11 protein-coding genes are annotated in these 20,756 nt (G+C 55.2%); 7 read left to right on the top strand and 4 right to left on the bottom strand.

Going from position 1 to position 20,756, the window contains the following annotated elements:
* Positions 1 to 169 precede the first annotated feature (169 nt).
* Entirely contained in the window at positions 170 to 1,603 is a 1,434-nt protein-coding gene (gene wbaP, locus PAGR_RS07840) for an undecaprenyl-phosphate galactose phosphotransferase WbaP (RefSeq protein ID WP_013026385.1), read from the bottom strand.
* Positions 1,604 to 2,380: 777 nt separating this feature from the next.
* Between wbaP and PAGR_RS07835 the strand changes: the two genes are divergently transcribed.
* Positions 2,381 to 3,958 (top strand): TerC family protein, encoded by a 1,578-nt coding sequence (locus PAGR_RS07835; RefSeq protein ID WP_014605448.1) that lies wholly within the window; start codon positions 2,381 to 2,383, stop codon positions 3,956 to 3,958.
* On the opposite strand, the gene asmA is transcribed toward PAGR_RS07835, so the two are convergent.
* From asmA to udk, 3 genes are all read right to left on the bottom strand, one after another.
* Positions 3,955 to 5,778, bottom strand: coding sequence for an outer membrane assembly protein AsmA (asmA, locus tag PAGR_RS07830; protein ID WP_014605447.1), 1,824 nt, complete (start codon positions 5,776 to 5,778; stop codon positions 3,955 to 3,957). The two genes, PAGR_RS07835 and asmA, sit on opposite strands and share 4 nt — an antisense overlap.
* 14 nt (positions 5,779 to 5,792) lie before the next feature.
* Entirely contained in the window at positions 5,793 to 6,374 is a 582-nt protein-coding gene (gene dcd, locus PAGR_RS07825; RefSeq protein ID WP_014605446.1) for a dCTP deaminase, read from the bottom strand.
* Between the two features lie 84 nt (positions 6,375 to 6,458).
* Positions 6,459 to 7,100, bottom strand: a complete 642-nt coding sequence (gene udk / locus PAGR_RS07820) for a uridine kinase (protein ID WP_013026389.1) — start codon at positions 7,098 to 7,100, stop codon at positions 6,459 to 6,461.
* A 280-nt stretch (positions 7,101 to 7,380) separates the two neighbouring features.
* On the opposite strand from udk, the gene PAGR_RS07815 reads away from it, so the two are divergent.
* From PAGR_RS07815 to mdtC, 6 genes are all read left to right on the top strand, one after another.
* Positions 7,381 to 7,995 (top strand): phosphatase PAP2 family protein, encoded by a 615-nt coding sequence (locus PAGR_RS07815; protein ID WP_014605445.1) that lies wholly within the window; start codon positions 7,381 to 7,383, stop codon positions 7,993 to 7,995.
* Between the two features lie 163 nt (positions 7,996 to 8,158).
* On the top strand, positions 8,159 to 11,497 hold the full coding sequence (locus PAGR_RS07810) for a diguanylate cyclase (protein WP_014605444.1): 3,339 nt from the start codon (positions 8,159 to 8,161) through the stop codon (positions 11,495 to 11,497).
* A 76-nt stretch (positions 11,498 to 11,573) separates the two neighbouring features.
* The gene (gene yegD, locus PAGR_RS07805) at positions 11,574 to 12,926 is read left to right on the top strand and encodes a molecular chaperone (protein ID WP_014605443.1); all 1,353 of its coding nucleotides are present in this window, start codon (positions 11,574 to 11,576) and stop codon (positions 12,924 to 12,926) included.
* Positions 12,927 to 13,327: 401 nt separating this feature from the next.
* Positions 13,328 to 14,560, top strand: a complete 1,233-nt coding sequence (locus PAGR_RS07795) for an MdtA/MuxA family multidrug efflux RND transporter periplasmic adaptor subunit (protein ID WP_014605441.1) — start codon at positions 13,328 to 13,330, stop codon at positions 14,558 to 14,560.
* On the top strand, positions 14,560 to 17,682 hold the full coding sequence (locus PAGR_RS07790) for an MdtB/MuxB family multidrug efflux RND transporter permease subunit (protein ID WP_014605440.1): 3,123 nt from the start codon (positions 14,560 to 14,562) through the stop codon (positions 17,680 to 17,682). Before PAGR_RS07795 ends, PAGR_RS07790 begins: the two co-directional genes overlap by 1 nt.
* Complete coding sequence (gene mdtC, locus PAGR_RS07785) at positions 17,679 to 20,756, top strand: multidrug efflux RND transporter permease subunit MdtC (protein WP_013026396.1); 3,078 nt, start codon at positions 17,679 to 17,681, stop codon at positions 20,754 to 20,756. The genes PAGR_RS07790 and mdtC overlap by 4 nt, the downstream gene beginning before the upstream one ends.

The following is a 20,756-nucleotide window of genomic DNA, read 5'->3' as shown; positions in this document are numbered from 1 at the left end:
ATTATTCTTAGCTCCTGTCTTGTACCCATCACGCGCTTTACCCGGAACGGAATAAAGCAAAGCAGAACATTTCGGTTTATCAATGCCGTACCGCTTTTTTTTAGAGAAATCTGCCCGCCGGAACCTGAAGTGGCACTTCGGCGCGCGGCTGACAGAGGCTCTTTTGCGGCTAGTAAGCACCATCACGTTTCAAAACCACACCCACGGTTTTGAACAAAATTGCAATGTCGTTCCACAGCGACCAGTTTTTTACATACCATGAGTCGAAGTAGACGCGCGTTTCATAATCCACATCGTTACGGCCGCTCACCTGCCACAATCCGGTCATACCCGGTTTTGCCATCAGGTAGTAATCGACATCGCCCGCATAACGCGCCAGTTCGTCTTCAATAACCGGGCGCGGCCCGACCAGGCTCATGTCGCCGCGTACGACGTTCCACAACTGCGGCAGCTCATCAAGGCTGGTTTTACGAATAAAGTGACCGACTTTAGTAATACGGGGATCGTTTTTGAGTTTAAAATCTTTATCCCATTCAGCACGGGCAACTGGATCGGTTCGCAAGACTTCCTCAAGCACTTCTTTCGAGTTGATCACCATTGAACGGAACTTAAGGCATTTAAATTTACGCCCGTTCAGGCCGACGCGTTCGTGACCATAAATAGGCGGCCCGCCGTCACGTCCCACCAGGAATCCCAGCACCAGCAGCGCCGGTAACAGCATCAAAATGATGGAGAGTGCCCCGAAGATATCGAACGTGCGCTTTAGGAAGCGTGAGGTGCGTTTGGCCAGGTTATTCTGAACACGCAGGATCATGACTTCATGGCTGAAGATATAAGCCATGTCAGTGCCGTACAGCGGCACCCCACGTAAGGTAGGAATCACTGAAACAGAGCGGCAGTTATGCATCGCCAGCGATTTCAGCCACATGTCACGATACTGACTTTGCTCAAACTCAACGGCCACAATGAATTGGGTTTCACTGTTAGTGAGCCTCCACAGCGCCTGCTCGTCGCGCAGCACCGGAATACCCGAAATCAGCTCTTGCGGGCAGGATCCGTCCACGTCATAGAAGGCAATAACCTCAAAGCCCATAACCTCTTCGCTTTGCAGAGCCTCCCACGCTTCCTGGGCATTTTTATTGCTGCCAATAATGATGGTCTGCTTCTTCCACAGGCCGTATTTATTCAGCAGTCGTTTGGACAGTGCGCGGCACACCGGCATTGCCACCAGGGCGATAAGCCACGTTAACAGCCAGACAAAGCGCGACATCTGCCATTGAGACAGGGCCGTGATCGACAGTTCAATGACGGAAAAAATGAGAATGGTACGAAAAATTTCTTTTAATTCGAACCAAAACGGTTTGCGGTAGGTGTAATGGCGCAGTCTGACCCAAAACCAGCCCACGCAAATTACTGACAGACAGATGTGTGTAGCAACTTTTAAATTAAATTCCCGATCAGACATATCCGATAACAGTGAAGGAGATGTCATATTAATTAGCATCATCGCGATAAATAATGCCGCGTTGAAACATATTAAATCAGAACAAGCCAATAATAATTTGGTGATAAGACTTTTAAACGTAAATTCATTATCGCGCATATTTAACTCTTTATTTTATTTCCTTAACCCACCACACCAGACGCTTAAGTGACCAGCATTGTCTCTTAAGCCCGAGCGTTTCTGAGGGGAGCTCCTGCGGCATTTACGCCATTGTCATTGACTATGAAACCAATAATACCGTGCACAATACCAACAGATTACTCTGACTTTATCAGCAATGTGCTGATTAAATATCAAACCGAAGCGGTGACGCAGACACGCTACCGCCCTTGGCTGTCGCTGCCAATACCGCCCTGATAACCTCTGTTTCTCCCTGCGCCGCGCGCGATTGCGCACAAAGCGTCCTTGTGCAGAATGCGTTGACATTCTGCTGCGTACCGAGGCGGTTGATTGCGCAAATTACAGATTCGGGCGCAGGCGTTGTCTAACTCGTTGCTATACTAGTTATTACTGGCATGTTTACAAGTAGACCCCGCCATCCCCGGACTATTTTAGGAAAAAGACTACCAGTAATAAGTATTGAAGCCGCTCATTTTCAGCTTTCAGGTAGGAAAAAATCAGATTTATTCCATGTTCGCACCAGGAATAATCGCATAAGAAATTCCTCTGAATGAGAAATACGGTGACATTAATCTGCAACCTTTATGCGCTACCTTCACCGCCGCATTAATCAATCTGCTGAAGAATTATCCTGTAATTAATGTATGGGCTATTCAATTAAATCGTAAAGACCCTGTAAGCTCGCTATTTGTCCCAAGGCCATCTCTCCACTATCATCAGACAAAGCTTATTTTTAGACATTCAGGTGAATAAAGCATGCTGGAGGTATTGGCCGATCCCTCGCTATGGGCAGGATTAGTAACGCTAATCGTTCTTGAACTGGTACTGGGTATCGATAACCTGGTCTTTATCGCTATTCTGGTCGAGAAGCTGCCGGCAGCCGCACGCGACCGCGCGCGGGTGATTGGCCTGCTGATGGCGCTGGTGTGCCGACTGCTGCTGTTAGCCTCCCTGTCCTGGCTGGTCACGCTGACGCAGCCATTGATTACGCTGGCTAATCACGCCTTCAGCGCGCGCGACCTGCTGCTGCTGTTTGGCGGACTGTTTTTGCTGTTCAAAGCGACAACCGAATTGAACGAACGGCTCGAAGGGCAGGACGAGGAGAACGCTCAACAAAAAGGCGGCGCTAAATTCTGGCCTGTCGTGGCGCAGATCGTGGTGCTGGACGCAATTTTTTCGCTGGATGCGGTGATTACTGCCGTCGGTATGGTAAACGACCTGCCGGTCATGATGGTGGCGGTTACCGTGGCGATTTTATTGATGCTGCTCGCCAGTAAACCCCTTACCCGTTTCGTCAACAGTCACCCGACCATCGTTATTCTGTGCCTGAGCTTTTTACTGATGATTGGCTTTAGTCTGGTGGCTGAAGGCTTTGGCTTTGTTATTCCTAAAGGCTATCTCTATGCGGCGATCGGTTTCTCCGTGCTAATCGAAGCCCTGAACCAGCTGGCACAGTTTAACCGGCGCAAGGTGCTGTCGGCGGGTCGTCCGTTACGCCAGCGCACTGCCGAAGCGGTATTACGTCTGTTACGCGGCGAAGCCGAACAGGCGGAACTGGATGCAAAAACCTCGTCAATGATTGCCGATGGAGAGGCTGTCGCGCTGTTTAATCGCCAGGAGCGCGTGATGATCGCCAGAGTGATGGGGCTTGGGCAGCGTCATGTCAACACCATCATGACGACGCGTCACGATGTTCAGCACATTGATTTAAGCGACGATCCGGCGGAGATCATGGCTAACCTTGATCGTAATCAGCATACGCGCATCGTTATTACGGACAACAGCAAAGAGCCGCTCGGCATTGTGCATGTTAACGATCTGCTCCATCAGTCACTGCATCACCACTCCCTTGATTTACGCAGCCTGATTCGTCAGCCCCTGGTGTTCCACGAGCACATCACCTTGTTACAAGCGCTGGAGCTGTTTCGTCAGGGTCACACACATTTTGCATTTGTGGTCGATGAGTTTGGTTCGGTAGAGGGCGTGGTCACGTTGAGCGACTTAATGGAAACCATTGCGGGAAATCTGCCAAATGAAGCAGGCGAAACCGATGCCCGCTATGATATCCAGCCTAATGGGTCGGGTGGCTGGATTGCCAATGGCCAAATGCCGCTGGAGGATCTGGCGATGTACGTGACGTTACCGCTGGATGAGAAGCGTAATTATCATACGCTGGCCGGACTAGTGATGGATCGCCTGCAGAATATTCCCCAGGAAGGTGAAGAGATCCTCCTGGGGGATTACCGCTTACGTACTCTGCAGGTTGAACAGCACCGGGTTCAGAAGGTTGAAATTCTGCCGCAGCCTGACATGCAACAGCATGCCGCGCCTTAAGGGCGCGCCGAGTCTGGCTGCGTGGCGTTATTTCCTTTTAATTGCTGACGATTAAGCCACTGATTCAGGCGCGATTTCGCCTCATTCTGCAGCTTCTCGCGCAGCATATCGTCAACCGGCAGCGTATATTGCGGATTCTCCCAACTGCCGTAAAGGCGAAACGGGATCACCTGATCGGATAAGGCCGCAACCAGTTTTTCATCCCCGTGCCAGCCGCTCAGCGTCAAGCCCAATGTAACGTCTAACTGCTGCTGCACCATGTTGACGCTCCCATCGCCACGTAACGTCAGCTGCTTGCTTTCGCCGCTGAGATGGTTAAAGGACAGGAGGCCGTTCTTCAGCGCAAGCTGACCGCTGATGTGATCGATTCCCTGTCCCAATACCTGATCGTCGCTGCTGACGCGATCGCTCACGCGCGCCACCGCGCGACGGACCATCTGCTGTAAGTCAATTTGCGCCAGTTTCAGATGGCTCACACGGACATCCGCCTTGCCCTGCCAGCTCTGTTTCGCGTCCTCAAGGGTGAGGTTATCACCGGCCAACTCGCCGTTAAGATCAAGGGTTCCCTGCAGCGACTGAGGCAGGGCCAACGCCTTCAGTAATGGCTGAAGATCAACCTGACTCAACACGGGTTTGAAACTGACGTGCGTAACGGGCTGACGAATATCAATGCTGCCGGGAACGGAGAAACGCCCCTGCCCCACCGTTCCTGACAAGGTATTAAATGTCATCAGTCCCTGTTGGTTGACCGCATCCACAGCCAGTTTTGAGAGCGTAAGACCTCGCCAGACCGCGCTGTCCGCCTGCAGTTTTATGTCCAGATCGATATCGTTGAGCGGCGAGTCCGCATTGGTGGGTTCGCGCTGGTCTGCAATCACCGGCGCAGGGGCAATCTGGCTGCTTTGTCCACTCACCTGCTGAGTTAACGAAGAGATAAAAAGCAGGTTATCCATATCCAGTGAGGTCGCATGAAGATCCAGAGACAGCTTTTGCGGAGCCGTAAGATCGCCCTGCGCGCTGCCGCTGAGAACACTGTCGTTGGCGTTAAGCTTAAGATCGGACAGGGCAACGGTATTTCTGTCGCCATTCCAGTTTCCCTGGAAGCTCAGCGTACCTTTAATGCCCTGCGGTGGCAGGCTGGCCCCGGACAACGCGTAATCCAGTTGTTCGAGCTGACCACTGAGCTGATGGGGATACTGCGATTTATCAAATTGCCCCTTCAGATTGATCATCGCCGTGCGCTGGTTGCGCGTCAGGCTGGTGCTGAGATTGACTGTTGCCAGGCTCGACTGATCCTGCTCCATATTCAGGTTGAGATTACGGAAGGTGAACGCATCGCCGCCGGGCTGTTGCCAGATAAACAGGCTGTCCAACAGCTGGAGTTTGCCGATATCGAAAGACCATCGGTCTGAAGACGCAGGCTCGCTGTTGTGCGGACCGCGCGGGGCATTTTGCGGTACTTGCGCCGCACTGTCTGGCGTGACCTGCACCACCGCGTTTTTCAGCATCACCTGGCTCACGCTCAGCTGATGTGATAGCAAGGGCAGAAGATTCACATCCAGCCGCATATTGTCTGCAGAGACCACGGGCTGGGCTGCACCGGGCGCGGTCAGGCTCATGCGCCCGGCCAGAATGCTGAGTTTAGGCCAGACGTGCCAACGCAAATCGCCATTGATAGTGAGTTGATAACCGCTGCGCTGTTCGACCTGTTGCACCATATAGCTGCGAAAGTCGTTGGGGTTGACCAGCATAACCAGGGCTGTTAATCCCGCTACGACCACCACCAGTAAGATGGCCAGCGTGGTTATCACTCTTCTCATCACATCCTCATGAATTAATCTTTGTCGATACGACTGGCATCAGCACCCTGCTGGCCACGATATTTAGCATCTTCACGTCGATTATAAGGACGCGCGGCAGGTCCCGAAAGCGGTTCAAAGCTTAGCGCACCAATCAGCATTCCCGGGCGCAGTGCCAGAGGCAGTTTGCCAGAATTATAGAACTCCAGCACGATACGGCCCTGCCAGCCCGGATCGATACGATGCGCGGTCACGTGGACCATCAGGCCCAGGCGGGCAAGCGAGGAGCGCCCGTCCAGCCAGCCAACCAGATCGTCGGGAATGGTCACAGATTCCAGCGTTACCGCCAGGGCCAGCTCGCCGGGATGCAGAAAGAATGCCTCGCCCTCGGGGAGAACGATCTCATCACTCATCACGCGATCCAGGGCCGCGCTCACTTCGTGCTTCGGCCCGCTCAGATCAATAAACGCGGCGGTATGTCCGCTGAATGTCCGGAACTGATTGCCTAAACGTACGTCGACCGTTGCACCGTTGATCCGTTCCACCGGTGGCCGTGGCGTGATCGCCAGTTTCCCGCTATCCAGCCAGGCTTCAATATCGCGGTCGCATAATCTCATTACGGTAACTCCATGAAGTAAGTGTAGCGAACAGGCGGCATCTGTGCTTTTAACCTGCTCGCGTCACGTCCTTTGAGACGTAAACTACTCGAAGAACTGGTTAATTTTGGCTTTAAGAATATCAATAGCAATACGGTTTTTACCACCGCGCGGCACAATGATATCTGCGTACTGTTTAGAGGGTTCAATGAACTGCAAAAACATGGGGCGGACCGTTTTCTGATACTGACTCATGACGGAATCCATTGAACGCCCCCGTTCATTGACATCACGTTTCATACGTCGCATCAGGCAAATGTCGAGCGGCGTGTCCACGAAGATGGAGAAATTTAGTTCCTGGCGCAGACGCGCATCGGTTAACAGGAGAATGCCTTCAAGAATAATGACTTTTTTAGGCTTAATTTGCAGCGTTTCCTGAGTACGCGTGTGCTCAACATAGCTGTAAACGGGCAACTCAATGTCCTGCCCTGCCTTTACCGCACGTAAGTGCTGCAATAACAAATCATGATCCATCGCGCTGGGATGGTCATAATTGGTTTTAACCCTCTCTTCCATGGTGAGGTGACTTTGATCTTTATAATAGGCATCTTCAGGGATAACGCCGATGTGCTCATCGCCGACCTGGTCGCGAATTTCACGATAGAGCGTACTGGCGATTAAACTTTTACCGGATGCAGATGCACCTGCAATGCCAACGATCACGCACTGATGGGACTTGTCAGTCATACTTTTAAAAACCTGATACTGGAGCCAGAAACTGTACGCAAACTGCGCACCCAGTTAATGGGGCTGAACGGAGAGGGTGAGTTGGCGCTCAGTATAGGGATTTCGGCCTTTTGATGCCAGAGAAATGGCACCGTCCCCCTTTTCAGACTTTCCCCTTTTAACCTGAATGGTTTCACCGATAAACTAGCCGCTTCACACAGAACAACGTCGCACAGCACCTGTCGGGCTCGGTATGGCCGATGAATAAGGGCATTTTGCCCAAGAAGAAGAAAGGAAGATTATGCTCTGGAAGACCCTCACCTATTTTGGTGACAGCATGTTATTGATTCCCACGGCGGTGATTATTGCCCTGATTTTACCGTGGAAAAGCGATAACCGTCGCGCCCTGTGGTACTGGCTTCTGGCCTTTGGCCTGGCCGGGCTGGTGGTCAGCGTGTCAAAAATACTGTTTCTTGGCTTTGGTATTGGCAGCGCACGCTTTAACTTCACGGGATTTAGCGGCCACAGCGCGATGTCAGCAACCCTGTGGCCGGTTATGCTTTGGTTAATCTCAGGGCGCTGCTCAAGCCTGTGGCGCGGCCTGGCGATTGGCGTGGGCTATGCGATTCCCTTAATGGTTGGCGTTTCGCGCCTGGTTATCCATGCGCATTCCGTCAGCGAGGTCATTACCGGTCTGCTGCTGGGCTTTACGCTGAGTACCGCGTTTTTACTTTCCCAGCGCGAGACGGCACTTAAAGGGTTCAGCTTGCCGCAAATCGCCGCTGCGCTGCTGGTGCCGGTTCTGCTGCTGGGTCACGGTCGGATTGCCACCACACAACAGTTCCTGGCGCAGTTTTCTGCCCGTCTGGCTGGCATGGAAAAACCTTACACCCGGGCCGATCTTTTCCGGGAATAATGCACATGGTGGCTCGTGCTTCCGCGAGCCATTCAATCCAACGAATAACGCAATTTAATGATTTCCCCCCTGTTTTTTCTATCAAATGTGCTAGCATTCTTCGAATGACAATGGCGATGCAGCGCATGCCATTGCACTATTTTGCCCTCTGCTGGATCGATTAATGATCGTTGAGACACTGGCCTCGTCAGATAAATCACCTAAAAAGTGGCTAAACGCCTGCTGGCTTGGCCTGGCTTCCTTCGTCCTGACGCTATTTTGCCTTGAGCTGATTGTGGTTAGCGGTAAAATTTCACCGCTCTGGTTCTCGACGGCACTGATGACCATCGTGGTGTTTCGCAGCACGTCTCGCCAGCTCCCCCTGTTACTCATCGCCTGCCTTATCGGTACGGCACTGGCAAATGCCTTCATTATCGGTCCCGCCCCCTCTAATTTGAAATTTGCCCTGCTTAATCTGCTGCAGGCCATACTGGGCGGGCTGTTACTGCGCGCGTTGCTTGACCGTGAGGCGCCGCTGGTTTCGCTCAATGACTGGATCCGCTTTGTTATCGCTACCGGCCTGATTTCGCCCCTGGTTGGCGGCGTACTCGCGCTGTGGATACTGCAGGTTGGAGATCAGGCCTCATTTGCTTTCTTTTACACCTGGGTCATTTCGGAAATTATCGGCATGTTAGCGCTCGGGCCGGTTTTACTGTTGCTGACCTGGCCGCTGTCGCAGAATGGCCTGAAACGCGCGTCTCTGGTAGAGACGCTCATCACGCTGGCCCTGACGCTTACTGCCAGCTACCTGTCGCTGCGGTTTTTACCCTGGCCTTTTACTTTTATTTTAGTAGTGCTGTTCTGGTGTGCCGTGCGGTTGCCGAAGGTGGAAGCCTTTGTGCTGTTTTTTGTTAACGCCAGCTTTATGGCACTGCTGCTGTCACTGGGCTGGATTAACGTCACGCCAACGGCCGCCAGCACCTATGCGGTGATAAGCAGTTGGCTTCCGTTTTTGATGGTCTTAATTCCCTGTCATATCATGGCATTAGTGATGGATGCCTTTCGGCATGAGAAGCGCCATATCAGTGAGAGCGAAACCCGTTTCCGTCATGCCATGGAGTATTCCGCGATTGGCATGGCGCTGGTTTCTGCTGAAGGCCGATGGCTTCAGGTTAATAAATCCCTGTGTGACACGCTGGGCTATCCGGAACATGAACTGACTCAACTGACGTTCCAGCAAATCACTCATCCGGATGATCTTTACGACGTCCAGGGCCGACTGGAAAAGCTGCTGCAGGGCGAGATTTACTCTTATACGCTGGAAAAACGTTATTTCCGCAAAGACGGCGAAATCGTCTGGGTACGGCTAACGCTTTCCCTGGTGCGCGATCAGGCGCAGCAACCACTCTATTTTATCGCGCAGATTATTGATATTTCTGAGCTGAAACAGAGTGAGCAGGTGAACAAACGCCTGATGGAACGCATTACCCTTGCGAATGAGGCGGGCGGCATCGGCGTATGGGAATGGAATCTGACCAGCGGCGAAGTTCTGTGGGATAAACGCATGTATGCGCTGTTTGGCATGAAGCCCCATGAACTGCCCAGCTACGATCTGTGGGTCACGCTGGTTCATCCCGACGATCGCGAACGTTGTGTGCTCACCATTCAGGGTGCCATTGAGAAAAGCAGTTCCTTCCAGATGGAGTACCGGGTGGTACGGGAGGACGGGCAGCACTGGATCCGTTCTCAGGCAAACCGCCTGCTCAGTAAAGAAGGCCGTATCGAACGCATTTTGGGTATCTCTCAGGACATCACCTCATTACGGAACCTGAATGAGGCGCTGTTTCAGGAAAAAGAGCGCATGATGATCACGCTCGACTCGATCGGAGAGGCCGTTATCAGTACCGATCAGGACATGTGCGTGACCTTTATGAACCCGGTCGCGGAAAAAATGACAGGCTGGTCACAAGAGGCGGCGGCGGGCAAACCGGTAAACGAACTGCTGCATATCACGCACGGTCGTCATGGCCCTGAAGTCGATAATCTGCTGCTGTGCCATGTGCCGTCTGAAAAAACCGCGCCCTATCTCTCTGAGGAGTGGGTGCTGCACACGCTCAATGGCGAGCATATTGATATTCATTACAGTATAACGCCGCTGAAATCTGAATCAGGTACCGAGCGTGGAGCGGTGATGGTGATACAGGACGTCAGTGAGTCACGTAAAGTGATGAAGCGTCTGAGCTACAGCGCACTGCACGATACGCTGACCCGGTTACCTAATCGTGCCAGCTTTGAACTGCAGCTCAAGCGGTTACTGTCCGACGCCGTCGAGCATCAGAATCAGCACGTTCTGGTCTTTATCGATCTGGATAAATTTAAGGCGGTGAACGACAGCGCTGGCCACGCAGCCGGGGACGCCCTGTTGAGCGAACTGTCGGATTTAATGCGCCATCGCCTGCGCGGGAGCGATTTCCTGGCCCGCCTGGGCGGGGATGAATTTGCCGTGTTGATGCCCGAATGTTCGTTGGATCAGGCTCGCGACGTGGTGCAGGACATCGTTCGCGCGGTCGGTGACTACTGTTTTGAATGGCTGGGGCGCGCCTATCAGGTCGGTGCCAGCGCAGGCATAACCCAAATCAACGCGCAGAACTGTCAGAGTAGCGATGTGCTGTCTCAGGCAGATATTGCCTGTTACAACGCCAAGCGGAGTGGGCGGGGTCGGTATAAGGTGTATGAGCAGCATGCGCTGGCGCTAATGGGAAGCCATCACTCCGTGGATCTCGCGACCCTGGATGCCTTACAAGTGGACATGCAGGTATGGGCCGTTGCGCCGCCTGGCAAGCCGCATTCCGCCAGCGTCTGGCTGGTTGAGGTTCAGCTATTTTCGCCAGAAGGGTTACTCATTGATGAGCATCTGCTACGTAATAACCTGACTGACGATATGCTGAAACGCCGGCTTGAAGACAATATTGTTAATGCCTTCTTCCGCCAGCAGATTGCAACGATGAGCCAAAAAGGTATCGCACTGATTTTGCCTCTCGATGTGCACGCACTGTACGATCCGGCTTTCGTTGACAATCTCTGCCTGCGCTTCGCCGAATCCGGTCTTGCCCGCAGCCATAGCGGGATCGCGCTTAACGCCTCCAGCGTGCTTTCCAGCGGCGATGGCCTGATCGGTGCATTGATGAAACTGCGCCAGGCGGGCTGCCGCATCGTGTTGCAGCATTTCGGCCGCAATCTGGATGCCTTTAACCAGTTGACCGGTAAAGTGGTGGACTGCCTGATCCTGTCCCCGGAACTGGTGGCTAACCTGCACAACAATTTGATGGATGAGATGCTAATCTCCATTATTCAGAGCCAGACCAGCCAGCGTGATATCACCCTGCTTGCCGGCCCGGTGTCCGTTCCCGCGGTGCTCACCACGCTGACCAGCCTTGAAGTGGACGGCGTTTGGGGCAGTGCCGTTGCGGAACGCCAGCCAATGAGCAGACTTGCGGAAGCCCCCCTTTTCGCTATTCGCTAATTCTGCCGCTCACCGCTTGCCACGACCGATCAGCTGCGCTAAAGTCGCCCCCTTTTTTCCGGCCTGGGGGCGAAAAATGTTCATTGGATTTGATTACGGTACGGCTAACTGCTCAATTGCAGTCAGTGAAAAAGGCGCGCCGCGTTTGTTAGCGCTGGAGAATGGCCAACGCCTGCTGCCGTCCATGATTTGCTCCCCAACGCGTGAAGCGGTGACGGAATGGCTTCACCGCCATCATCAGGTTGCAACACCGGAACAGGAAAGCACCGCGCTGCTGCAGCGGGCCCTGCGCTACAATCGTGAAGAAGATATTGATGTCTTACCTGACAGCGTGCAGTTCGGCCTGACCGCACTTCAGCATTACATGGTCGATCCAGAAGATGTCTGGTTTGTTAAATCCCCCAAATCCTTTCTGGGCGCAACCGGCCTGAAACCGCAGCAGATTGCCTTTTTTGAGGATCTGGTGTGCGCCATGATGCTGCACATTCGCCAGCAGGGTGAAGCGCAGACCCAGCAGCCTATCGACCAGGCGGTCATCGGCCGTCCGGTCAACTTTCAGGGATTAGGCAGCGAAGACGCGAATCAACAGGCACAGGGCATTCTGCTTCGTGCGGCCAAACGCGCCGGCTTTCGGGATGTCGAATTTCAGTTCGAGCCGGTCGCGGCGGGCCTGGATTTTGAAGCGACACTGGAAAAAGAGACCCGCGTACTGGTTGTCGATATTGGCGGGGGCACCACCGACTGCTCAATGCTGCTGATGGGCCCGCAATGGCGCAACCTGTCAGACCGGCGTGAAAGCCTGCTGGGTCACAGCGGCTGCCGCGTTGGCGGTAACGATTTAGATATTATGCTGGCGTTTAAAGCTCTGATGCCCCTGCTCGGCGCGGGCGGCAACACTCAAAAAGGCACCGCCCTGCCTGCCCTGCCCTGGTGGAATGCGGTGGCGGTGAACGACGTGCCGGCACAAAGCGATTTCTACAGCGCCGCCTGCGGCAAGCTGCTGCGTGATTTAGTGCGCGATGCAGAAAATCCTGCCGCCGTGGCTCACCTGCTTAAAGTCTGGCAACAGAAGCTGAGTTATCGCCTGGTCCGCACGGCGGAAGAGAGCAAGATCGCGCTGTCTGAGCGCCCTGCGTTTGCGGCGTCACTGGATTTTGTTACCTCCGGCTTACAGGCCGAGATCAGCGTCGCGACCCTGCAGGAGGCGATCGGCCAGCCGCTGGAGAAGATTCTGGAGCAGGTTCATCTGGCGCTGGCGACCAGCCATATCAAACCCGAGGTGATTTATCTCACCGGCGGCAGTGCCCGTTCCCCACTTTTGCGCGCGGCGCTCCAGCAGGCCCTGCCAGACACACCAATAGCGGGAGGAGACGACTTTGCCTCGGTGACCGCCGGCCTGGCGCGCTGGGCAGAGGTTATGTTTGCCTGACCTACCGGCACAGGCGGAACCGTCCTGTGCCAGCCATGCCTTTTGCCCGCCTCCCTGCGGGCAAAAGGCAGGCGGATGCCCCCGCGCATCACTATCGCCTGGCGAACATTGCCTCTCTGACGTTTACCCGTGTTGCCCTTCATCAAATTTCAACATGTTATTTCCTGACAACAGCGGCTCATCACCCGTTATCCTGTGGCAAACTTTATGAAACGCATTCTGTTGACGGACGGCAATTAAACGGCCACGTCTGTTCAGAAAAAGAACATAATTACGCTGTGCTGACAGATATCCTTAATTCCTTCAAATTTTTACCGGCAGGGACGACTACAATTCGTGGTTTGCAGGCTACCGTTTAAGCCCGCGCCCTGGAAAGACATAGCTGGAGAGCAACAACAACAATGAACAACCGATACCCTGTTATGAAAAAAGGTCTGATTGTGCTGGTGGTCATTGCCGTAGCCGCAGGCGGCTTTTACTGGTGGAAACATCCGGCACAGCCCAGCAGCGACGGTGACCTGTCTGGTCAGTCAGCACATGGCAAAAGAGGCAATGGCGCGCACAAACCGCTGGCTCCCGTTCAGGCGGCCAGCGCGGTGACAGAAAGTGTGCCGCAATACCTTAACGGGTTAGGCACCGTGACGGCCGCCAATACCGTGACGGTCCGCAGCAGGGTTGATGGAAACCTGATGTCTATCCACTTCACGGAAGGTCAGCAGGTCAAAGCCGGGCAGTTGTTAGCGGAGATTGACCCGCGCCCCTATCAGGTTGCGCTCATGCAGGCACAGGGCCAGTTGGCACGCGATCAGGCAACTCTGGCTAACGCACGCCGCGATTTAGCCCGTTATCAAAAACTGGCGAAAACGTCGCTGGTGTCTCAGCAGGATCTGGACACGCAGAACGCCCTGGTCAGTGAAACCCTGGGCACCATTAAAGCCGACGAAGGCAGTGTTGCCAGCGCCCAACTGAATCTGACTTACAGCCGCATCACCTCGCCGATTGATGGCCGTGTAGGCCTGAAGCAGGTTGATATTGGCAACTACATTACCAGCGGCGATACCAATGGCTTAGTGGTGATTACGCAAACGCATCCGGTGGACGTGGTGTTCAGCGTCGCTGAGAATAATATTAGTCAGATCATGCAGGCGCAGAAAAGTGGTGAACCCTTGCTGGTAGAAGCCTGGGATCGCAGCAATCAACATTTAATCACCCGCGGTAAGCTGCTCAGTCTGGATAACCAGATCGACGCCACGACCGGTACGATCAAAATCAAAGCGCGCTTTGATAATCAGGATGACCTGCTCTTCCCGAACCAGTTCGTCAACGCCCGGCTGAAGGTGAATACCTTGCAGGATGCAGTGGTTATTCCTGCCGCCGCGCTGCAAATGGGCAATGAAGGCCACTTTGTCTGGGTGATCAACAATGAAGACAAGGTCAGTAAGAAAAGCGTAACCGCCGGACTGCAGGACAGCCAAAAAGTGGTGATCAGCGCCGGACTCAACGCAGGCGACCGCGTCGTTACCGACGGGCTGGACCGCCTGACGGAAGGGGCAAAAGTCGAAGTGGTTGCCGCGCAGAGTCGCGCCACAAAAGAGACCCGTGCCAGCTTGCCGTCAAAAGGGGAATCTGAGTAATGCAGGTTATGCCTCCTGACCACAGCGGAGGGCCGTCACGCCAGTTTATCCTGCGTCCGGTCGCAACGACCTTACTGATGATCGCCATTCTTCTGGCTGGGATTTTGGGTTACCGCTTTTTGCCGGTCTCCGCCCTGCCGGAAGTGGACTATCCCACCATTCAGGTCGTTACTCTCTATCCCGGGGCCAGCCCGGATGTGGTGACCTCTTCGATTACCGCGCCCCTTGAACGTCAGTTCGGCCAGATGTCCGGACTCAAGCAGATGGCATCACAAAGTTCTGGCGGCGCCTCCATCGTTACTCTGCAGTTTCAGCTGACCCTGCCGCTCGACGTGGCAGAGCAGGAAGTGCAGGCGGCGATCAACTCCGCCAGCAACCTGCTGCCCAACGATCTGCCTAACCCGCCGGTTTACAGCAAAGTGAACCCGGCCGATCCGCCGATCATGACCCTGGCCGTCACCACAACCAGCATGCCATTAACCCAGGTGCAGGATATGGTGGAAACGCGCGTGGCACAGAAAATATCCCAGGTCACGGGCGTTGGTCTGGTCACGCTGACGGGCGGTCAACGTCCCGCCGTGCGCGTGAAAATGAACACCCAGGCACTGGCCGCTATGGGGCTGACCAGTGAAGCGGTACGTACGGCCATCACGAATGCTAACGTTAACTCCGCGAAAGGCAGCCTGGATGGCCCTACCCGCTCGGTCACCCTTTCCGCCAATGATCAGATGAAATCCGTGGAGGATTATCGCCAGCTGATCGTCAGTTATAAAAATGGCGCCCCGGTGCGGCTGGCCGACGTGGCGACCATCGATCAGGGCGCAGAAAACAGCTGGCTGGGGGCCTGGTCTAATCGTGAACCGGCTATCGTGCTGAATGTGCAGCGCCAACCCGGTGCCAACATTATCGCCACGGCCGATAACATTCGTGCCATGCTGCCGTCGCTGATTGCCAGCCTGCCTAAATCCGTAGACGTGAAGCTGGTGACAGACCGCACCACCAATATTCGCGCGTCGGTCACTGACACACAGCATGAACTGATGCTGGCGATGGGGCTGGTGGTGATGATTATCTACCTGTTTCTTCGCAACGTCCCTGCAACCATTATTCCGGCCGTGGCGGTGCCGCTGTCGCTGATCGGCACCTTCGCCGCGATGTACTTCCTGGGGTTTTCGATCAACAACCTGACGCTGATGGCGCTCACCATCGCCACAGGCTTTGTGGTGGATGATGCCATCGTCGTGATCGAGAACATCTCACGCTATATCGAGAAAGGCGAAAAACCCATGACCGCCGCCCTGAAGGGCGCCGGCGAAATCGGCTTTACCATTATCTCGCTGACCTTTTCACTGATTGCGGTATTGATCCCGTTACTGTTTATGGGCGATGTGATTGGTCGTCTGTTCCGGGAGTTTGCGGTCACGCTGGCGGTGGCGATTCTGATTTCGGCCGTGGTGTCGCTCACCCTGACGCCGATGATGTGTGCACGCATGCTCAGCGCCGAATCACTGCGCAGGCAGAACCGCTTTTCCCGCGCCAGCGAAGCGATGTTTGATCGTATCATCGCGGTTTACGGCCGGGGGCTGAGCCGGGTGCTCAATCATCCCTGGCTGACGCTGTCCGTGGCGCTGGGAACCCTGCTGCTTACCGTGCTGTTATGGATCGCCATTCCCAAAGGGTTTTTCCCGCAGCAGGACAACGGCATTATTCAGGGCACCCTGCAGGCCCCGCAGTCGGTGTCCTATGCCAGTATGGCGGAACGCACCCGCGACGTCGCCTCGGTGATTATGAAAGATCCGGCGGTGCAAAGTCTCACCTCGTTTGTGGGCGTGGACGGCACCAATCCATCCCTTAACAGTGCCCGGTTGCAGATAAACCTTAAACCGCTGGATGCGCGCAGCGAACGTATTCCTGAGATTCAGCAACGCCTGCAACAGCAAGTCAGCAAGATCCCCGGCGTGACGTTATGGCTGCAGGCGGTTCAGGATTTGACAATCGATACCCAGGCCAGTCGAACGCCCTATCAGTTCACGCTGCAGTCCGGGTCGCTGGACTCACTCAGCACCTGGGTGCCCGCGCTGGTAAGTGCCTTGCAGAAACTGCCCGCGCTGCGTGATGTCAGCAGCGACTGGCAGGATCAGGGCCTGGAAGCCTATATCAAGGTCGATCGCGACAGCGCCAGCCGGTTGGGCATCAGCATGGCAGATGTGGACAATGCGCTCTACGACGCCTTTGGTCAGCGGCTGATCTCCACCATTTATACCCAGGCAAATCAGTACCGCGTGGTGTTGGAACAGGACAACAGCGCGATCCAGGGCCTGCAAAGTCTGGATGGCATTCGCCTGACCAGTACCGATGGCGGCAGCGTTCCCCTTAATGCTATCGCCAGTATTGAGCAACGCCATGCGCCCTTAACGATCAATCACCTGAGCCAGTTTCCGTCTGCCACTTTCTCGTTTGATGTGGCAAAAGGCTACTCTCTGGAAGACGCAACAAAAGCCATCATCCAGGCCGAGGAACAGCTTGGCATGCCGTCAGAGGTGATGACCCAGTTCCAGGGCAGCACGCTGGCCTTTGAGGCCGCATTGACCAGCACGGTATGGCTGATTGTGGCGGCGGTCGTGGCGATGTACATCGTCCTGGGCGTCCTGTATGAGAGTTTTATCCATCCCATTACCATTCTTTCAACGCTACCTACTGCGGGCGTAGGTGCGCTGCTGGCCCTGATGATAAGCGGTAACGAGCTGGATATTGTGGCGATCATCGGCATCATTTTGCTGATTGGTATCGTGAAAAAGAACGCCATCATGATGATTGACTTCGCCCTGGCCGCCGAGCGGGAACAGGGCATGAAGCCCTATGACGCCATTTACCAGGCCTGTTTGCTGCGCTTCCGCCCCATTCTGATGACCACCCTGGCGGCGCTGCTGGGGGCGTTACCGCTGATGCTCAGCACCGGCGTTGGCGCAGAATTACGGCAACCGCTGGGGATTGCCATGGTCGGCGGCCTGATACTGAGCCAGGTTCTGACCCTGTTTACCACACCGGTGATTTATCTGCTGTTTGACCGTCTGGCGCACAATCTGCGTCGCCGCATCGGTCACACGGAGGAACCGTCGTGAAGTTCTTTGCGCTGTTCATCCATCGGCCAGTAGCCACCACGCTGCTCACGCTGGCGATTGCGCTGGCGGGGATACTGGGGTTCCGCCTGCTGCCGGTCGCGCCGCTGCCGCAGGTGGATTTTCCGGTCATAATGGTGTCGGCTTCTCTGCCCGGTGCCTCGCCGGAAACCATGGCCTCCTCGGTTGCCACGCCGCTGGAGCGCTCGCTGGGCCGCATCGCGGGCGTGAGTGAGATGACCTCCACCAGCTCCCTGGGATCGACCCGCATCATTATGGTTTTCGATTTCGATCGTGACATCAACGGCGCGGCGCGGGATGTGCAGGCGGCGATCAATGCCGCGCAGAGTCTGCTTCCCACGGGAATGCCTTCGCGCCCGACCTACCGCAAAGCGAACCCGTCTGATGCACCGATCATGATCATGACGCTGACCTCAGATCTGTACAGCCCGGCTCAGCTTTACGATTACGCGTCCACACAGCTGGCGCAGAAGCTGTCGCAGATTAACGGCGTGGGCGATGTGACCGTGGGCGGCAGCTCTTTGCCTGCGGTGCGCGTGGCGTTGAATCCGCAGGCGCTGTTTAACCAGGGCGTTTCGCTGGATGCAGTACGGCAGACGATTTCCAACGCCAACCAGCGCCGCCCTCAGGGCGCGGTGGAAGACGGCCAGCAGCGCTGGCAGCTGCGCACTAACGATGCGCTACAAACTGCCAGTGAATATCAGCCGCTGGTGGTGCACTACAACAACGGCGCGGCGGTGCGCCTGTCGGATGTTGCCACGGTGCAGGATTCAGTCCAGGATGTGCGCAACGCCGGGATGTCGCGCGGTAAACCGGCAGTGTTACTGGTGATACGAAAAACCGCCGATGCGAACGTGATTGAAACGGTGGATCGCATTCGTGCCGAACTGCCCGAACTGCACGAGATCATTCCGGCTGCCATCAACCTTGAGGTGGCTCAGGACCGCTCCCCTACCATCCGCGCCTCTCTTGAGGAAGTGGAGCAGTCGCTGATGATTGCCGTTGCGTTGGTCATTCTGGTGGTGTTCGTGTTTTTACGCTCCGGCCGCGCCACGCTGATCCCCGCCGTTGCCGTGCCGGTATCCCTGATCGGCACCTTCGCCGCAATGTATTTGTGCGGCTTTAGCCTGAATAACCTGTCGCTGATGGCCCTGACGATCGCCACGGGTTTTGTGGTGGATGATGCGATTGTGGTGCTGGAGAACATCGCCCGCCATGTGGAAGCCGGGATGAAACCGATGGCGGCCGCACTGAAAGGTGTGCGTGAAGTCGGCTTTACCGTGCTGTCGATGAGCCTCTCCTTAATCGCGGTCTTCCTGCCGCTGCTCATGACAGGCGGATTGATTGGTCGCTTTTTTGCCGAATTCTCAATCACCCTGTCGGTCGCCATTCTGATTTCCCTGTTTGTCTCGGTCACGCTCACGCCAATGATGTGTGCTTATCTGCTCAAACCCCACGCGCCGCGCAGTCAACCTCAGCGACGGGGCGTTGGACGGCTGCTGCTGGCGGTTCAGCGCGGTTATGCCCGCTCGCTGACCGTTGTGCTCAATCATGCCCGCTGGGTGCTGCTCCTGCTGGTGGGCACCGTGGCTCTGACGGTATGGCTGTTTATCAGTATTCCCAAAACCTTCCTGCCCGAGCAGGACACCGGCCGCCTGTCTGGCTTTATTTCGGCCGACCAAAGTATTTCGTTCCAGGCGATGCGCGGCAAGCTGGAAGATTTCATGAAAATTGTTGGCGCCGATCCGGACGTTTCCAGCGTGGTGGGCTTTACCGGCGGCATGCGTACCAACATGGGGTTGATGTTTATTTCTCTAAAACCCCTGTCTGAACGGAAAGACACGGCGCAGGCGGTGATTGCCCGCCTGCGTGCCAAACTGGCGAACGAACCCGGTGCCAATCTGTATCTTAATGCGGTGCAGGATATCCGGGTGGGCGGTCGCGAAGCCAATGCCAGCTATCAGTACTCGCTGCTGTCAGACGACCTTGCTGCGCTGCGCACCTGGGAACCTAAAATCCGTCAGGCCTTTACTGCCCTGCCGGAACTGGCTGACGTCAACTCCGACCAACAGGATAAGGGCAGTGAAATGGCACTGACCTATGACCGCGCCAGCATGGCCCGGCTGGGGATCAACGTTTCAGAAGCCAACGCCCTGTTAAATGATGCCTTTGGGCAGCGGCAGATTTCCACTATTTATCAGCCGCTGAACCAGTACAAGGTCGTCATGGAAGTGGATCCCCGTTACACCCAGGACATTAGCGCCCTGAATCAGATGTTTGTGATCAACAGCGAGGGCAAACCGATTCCGCTCGCCTGGTTCGCCAAATGGCAACCGGCTAACGCACCCTTGTCGGTCAACCACGAGGGGCTGTCTGCCGCATCAACCATTTCCTTTAACCTGCCAGAAGGCGTTTCGCTGTCGCAGGCGTCGGAGGCCATTGAGCGCACCATGACCGCACTGGGCGTACCCTCCAGCGTGCGTGGCAGCTTCGCCGGTACCGCGCAGGCTTTCCAGCAGTCACAGAGCAGCCAGCTGTGGCTGATGCTGGCCGCCATTGCGGCGGTCTACATTGTGCTGGGCATTCTTTATGAAAGCTATGTGCACCCGTTAACCATTCTTTCCACGCTGCCTTCGGCGGGCGTCGGTGCGCTGCTGGCACTGGCGCTGTTTGATACGCCGTTCAGCCTGATTGCCCTGATCGGTATTCTGTTATTGATCGGGATCGTGAAAAAGAACGCCATCATGATGGTGGACTTTGCTCTTGAGGCAGAGCGCAACGGTAACCTGAGTCCGCGCGATGCCATTTTTCAGGCCTGCCTGCTGCGTTTCCGCCCTATTTTAATGACCACTCTGGCAGCGTTGTTTGGCGCACTCCCGCTGGTGCTGACCAGCGGAGATGGCGCGGAACTGCGCCAGCCGTTAGGCATTACTATTGCGGGTGGCCTGATCATGAGTCAGTTGCTCACCCTGTATACCACGCCGGTGGTGTACTTAATGATGGATAAACTGCGTCGTAAAAAGCGCACCCAGACGATCAATGCCACTCAGCATTAA

Origin of the sequence: Pantoea ananatis PA13 (assembly GCF_000233595.1) — a bacterium.
Lineage (GTDB): Bacteria > Pseudomonadota > Gammaproteobacteria > Enterobacterales > Enterobacteriaceae > Pantoea > Pantoea ananatis.
This window is presented reverse-complemented; position numbering and strand designations above follow the sequence as displayed.